This window comes from Burkholderia sp. E168m23, from assembly GCF_016586125.1.
Lineage (GTDB): Bacteria > Pseudomonadota > Gammaproteobacteria > Burkholderiales > Burkholderiaceae > Burkholderia > Burkholderia orbicola.
On sequence record NZ_BCPP01000681.1, the window covers coordinates 1 to 4,011 of the forward strand.

The following is a 4,011-nucleotide window of genomic DNA, read 5'->3' on the forward strand; positions in this document are numbered from 1 at the left end:
CTTCGTTGACCGGGTGCTGGAACCACGCCATCTGCACTTCGTTCTGCAGTTTCATCCACATCCGCGAGCGCTCTCCCGTATGCGCCTCGTGCGGCAGCCAGATCTCGATGTTGCGGCCGCTGGCGCGCAGCGGCGCGGCGCCGGCGAGGCGCGCGAGCTGGTCGCTCGACAGATACCAGCGCGCCGGGTTCGGCGCTTCGAGCCGTACGCCCAGTTCCTCGATCAGCGGTCGTGCGACCGCGAGCAGCGCGGCCGCGTCGCCGTCGTCGAGCGCGAGGGCGGCCGGATCGACGAGCACCAGGTGATCGTGCGCGATTTCGACGTGCACGGGCTCGACGCACGCCCACGCGTGCGTGCCGGGGTCGCCGCCGTCGGCCAGCAGCATGTAGGGCGCGAGCGGTGCCTCGTCCGCGGCATTGCCCTGCGTGGCGCCGAACCGGCTGGCCAGCCAGCGCTCGTGCGGCAGCGTGCGCTGGAAGTCCTCGCCGGCCACGCGCTCGACGAGGCTCGCGCGGGCGAGCAACTTCTGGAGCGCGGGGCTGTCCAGCGTGTGGAGGGACGAGGCCGCATCGGCCGCCGACGGCAGCGCGAACGGAACGAGAAAATGGAGGCGTCGGTCGTGCATGATGGTGCGCATTGTATGGCAAACTGCGCGCGTGATCGGGCCGGCTGACGGCCCGTTCGCGTCCGGCGGCCGTTTTTCGACCGTGCCCGGGCTGCCGGCCACCACCCGGCGGCGGTTCGGCCGCGGCGCGCCTCCCGCCGTAACCAGCAGAAAGGATTCGCTTGAAACTTCCGTACGAATGGCAGATCGGCTGGCGCTACACGCGCGCCGGCAAACGCACGACCGGCAACGGCTTCATTTCCTTCATCGCGCTCGTGTCGATGCTCGGGATCGCGCTCGGCGTCGCGGCGCTGATCGTCGTGCTGTCGGTGATGAACGGCTTCCAGAAGGAAGTGCGCGACCGCATGCTGTCGGTGCTCGCGCACGTCGAGGTGTTCTCGCCGACGGGGTCGATGCCCGACTGGCAACTGACCGCGCAGGAAGCGCGCCGCAATCCGTCGGTGATCGGCGCCGCGCCGTACGTCGACGCGCAGGCGCTGCTCACGCGCCAGGACGCCGTGAGCGGCGTGATGCTGCGCGGCGTCGAGCCGTCGCTCGAGCCGCAGGTGTCCGACATCGGCAAGGACATGAAGGCCGGCCAGCTCGGCGCGCTCGTGCCGGGCCAGTTCGGCATCGTGCTCGGCGACGCGCTCGCCGGCAACCTCGGCGTGACGGTCGGCGACAAGGTCACGCTCGTCGCGCCCGAAGGCTCGATCACGCCGGCCGGGATGATGCCGCGCCTGAAGCAGTTCACGGTGGTCGGCGTGTTCGAATCGGGCCACTACGAATACGACAGCACGCTCGCGATGATCAACATCCGCGACGCCGAGGCGCTGTTCCGGATGAGCGCGCCGACCGGCGTGCGGCTACGGCTCACCGACATGCAGAAGGCGCCGCAGGTCGCGGTCGAGCTGTCGCACACGCTGTCGGGCAGCCTGTACATTCGCGACTGGACCCAGCAGAACAAGACGTGGTTCTCGGCCGTGCAGATCGAGAAGCGGATGATGTTCATCATCCTCACGCTGATCATCGCGGTGGCCGCGTTCAACCTCGTGTCGTCGCTCGTGATGACGGTGACCAACAAGCAGGCGGACATCGCGATCCTGCGCACGCTCGGCGCGCAGCCGGGATCGATCATGAAGATCTTCGTCGTGCAGGGCGTGACGATCGGCTTCGTCGGCACCGCGTCCGGCGTCGCGCTCGGCTGCCTGATCGCGTGGAGCATCCCGTGGCTGATCCCGATGATCGAGCACCTGTTCGGCGTGCAGTTCCTGCCGCCGTCGGTGTATTTCATCAGCGAGCTGCCGTCCGAACTCGTCGCGAGCGACGTGATCCGGATCGGGCTGATCGCGTTCGCGCTGTCGGCCGTCGCGACGCTCTATCCGAGCTGGCGCGGCGCGAAGGTGAAGCCGGCGGAGGCGCTGCGCTATGAATGACCGCGCGGCCGCATTCGCGGATTCACGACAACAACACAACAGACAGGATTCGGCAGGTATGCAGGAATACGTGCTTCAGGCGCGCGGGATCACGAAGGCGTTCGTGCAGGGCGGCTTCAACGTGCAGGTGCTCAACAACACCGAGCTGACGGTGCGGCGCGGCGAGAAGCTCGCGGTCGTCGGCGCGTCGGGCTCCGGCAAGAGCACGCTGCTGCACGTGCTGGGCGGGCTCGACGAGCCGAGCGCCGGCGAAGTGTCGCTGCTCGGCAAGCCGTTTACGCAACTCGCCGAACGCGAGCGCAACGAGCTGCGCAACCGCGCGCTCGGCTTCGTCTACCAGTTCCACCACCTGCTGCCCGAGTTCACGGCGCTCGACAACGTCGCGATGCCGCTGCGCATCCGCCGGATGACCACCGAGGACGCGCGCGAGCAGGCACAGGCGATGCTCGAACGCGTCGGTCTCGGCCCGCGGGCGAAGCACCGGCCGGGCGAGCTGTCGGGCGGCGAGCGGCAGCGCGTCGCGATCGCGCGTGCGCTGGTCACGAAGCCCGCGTGCGTGCTCGCCGACGAGCCGACCGGCAACCTCGACGGCACGACGGCCGACACGGTGTTCAACCTGATGCTCGAACTGTCCGAGACGCTCGAAACGAGTTTCGTGATCGTCACGCACGACCCCGATCTCGCCGCGCGTTGCGACCGCATCATGCGGCTGCGCGACGGGGTGCTGCACGAGGAGCCGGCGCTGCCGGTGTAAAAAAGCCACGCCGTTGGCCGGCCGCCGGTTCGTCGCGGCACGGCGCAACGACGCAGGACCGCTGCCATGTGGATCGACACGCACTGCCATCTCGATGCCGCCGAGTTCGACGCCGACCGCGACGCGGTCGCGCAGGCTGCGCACGCGGCCGGCGTGTCGCGCATCGTGATCCCGAGCATCGGGCGCGACAACTTCACGACGGTGCGCGAACTCGCGCAGCGCACGCCGGGCGCGGCGTACGCGCTCGGTATCCATCCGATGTATACGCCGCAGGCGCGCGACGAGGATCTCGACCGGCTGCGCATGGAGATCGAGGCCAGCCTCGACGATCCGCGATTCGTCGCGATCGGCGAGATCGGGCTCGACTATTTCGTGCCGGGGCTCGACGAAGACCGGCAGCAATTCTTCTACCAGGGCCAGCTCCGGCTGGCGCGGGAATTCGACCTGCCGGTGCTGTGCCACGTGCGCAAGTCGCAGGACCGCGTGCTGGCCGGGCTGCGCCGTTTCGGCGTGCGGCGCGGCATCGCGCATGCGTTTAACGGCAGTTTCCAGCAGGCCGAAGCGTATCTGGCGCAGGGCCTCCATCTCGGCTTCGGCGGCAACGTGACCTTCGCGCGCGCGCGGCAGATCCGCCGGCTCGCCACCGAGTTGCCGCTCGACGCGCTCGTCGTCGAAACCGACGCGCCCGACATCGCGCCCGAATGGGCATACAAATCCCGCAATACGCCCGACCAGGTGCCGCGCATCGGCGCCGTGCTCGCCGAATTGCGCGGGCTCGATACTGGCGAACTGGCCGTATGCACTTCGGCTAACGCGCTCGCCGCGCTGCCGCGACTCGCACTTTCGTCCGCATAATCGTTGCCGGAAGGCGCCGTATTGGCAGGGTGGCGCCGGGTCGACGAGGAGGCGGAATGCGCGTGGGGTGGATCGCGTTCGCGCTCGGCGTCGTCGTGCTGCAGCGGCAGGCGGCGTTGCCGGGGGCGGTCGCATGGACGGTCGGAGCAGCCGTGCTCGCGGGCTGTGCGGCGCTCGGTGTGGGGTGCGTGCGCTGGCCGCGCACGCGTGCGGTCGTTGCATGCGGATGGATGCTGTGGGCGCTCGCGGCCAGCGTCGCGGGGTTCGGCTATGCGGCCGCGCGAGCCGAATGGCGCTTGAGCGACAGCCTGCCGGCGGAATGGGAAGGGCGCGACATCGTCGTCACGGGCGTGATTCGTGGG

The 4,011-nt window shown here is 69.4% G+C and carries 3 protein-coding genes and 2 pseudogenes; 4 read left to right on the forward strand and 1 reads right to left on the reverse strand.

Annotated elements, in window-relative coordinates; all coding sequences use genetic code 11:
• Window positions 1-637: pseudogene (locus JMF90_RS27350) on the reverse strand (regulator); the annotation flags it as partial.
• Between the two features lie 149 nt (window positions 638-786).
• On the opposite strand from JMF90_RS27350, the gene JMF90_RS27355 reads away from it, so the two are divergent.
• The 4 genes and pseudogenes from JMF90_RS27355 to JMF90_RS27370 form a co-directional block, all read left to right on the forward strand.
• Window positions 787-2,040, forward strand: a complete 1,254-nt coding sequence (locus tag JMF90_RS27355) for a lipoprotein-releasing ABC transporter permease subunit (RefSeq protein WP_006483000.1) — start codon at window positions 787-789, stop codon at window positions 2,038-2,040.
• A 58-nt stretch (window positions 2,041-2,098) separates the two neighbouring features.
• Window positions 2,099-2,794 (forward strand): lipoprotein-releasing ABC transporter ATP-binding protein LolD, encoded by a 696-nt coding sequence (gene lolD, locus JMF90_RS27360; RefSeq protein ID WP_034174517.1) that lies wholly within the window; start codon window positions 2,099-2,101, stop codon window positions 2,792-2,794.
• 66 nt (window positions 2,795-2,860) lie between these two features.
• Window positions 2,861-3,649, forward strand: coding sequence for a TatD family hydrolase (locus JMF90_RS27365; protein ID WP_012328815.1), 789 nt, complete (start codon window positions 2,861-2,863; stop codon window positions 3,647-3,649).
• A 56-nt stretch (window positions 3,650-3,705) separates the two neighbouring features.
• A pseudogene (locus JMF90_RS27370) lies at window positions 3,706-4,011 on the forward strand (competence protein ComEC); the annotation flags it as partial.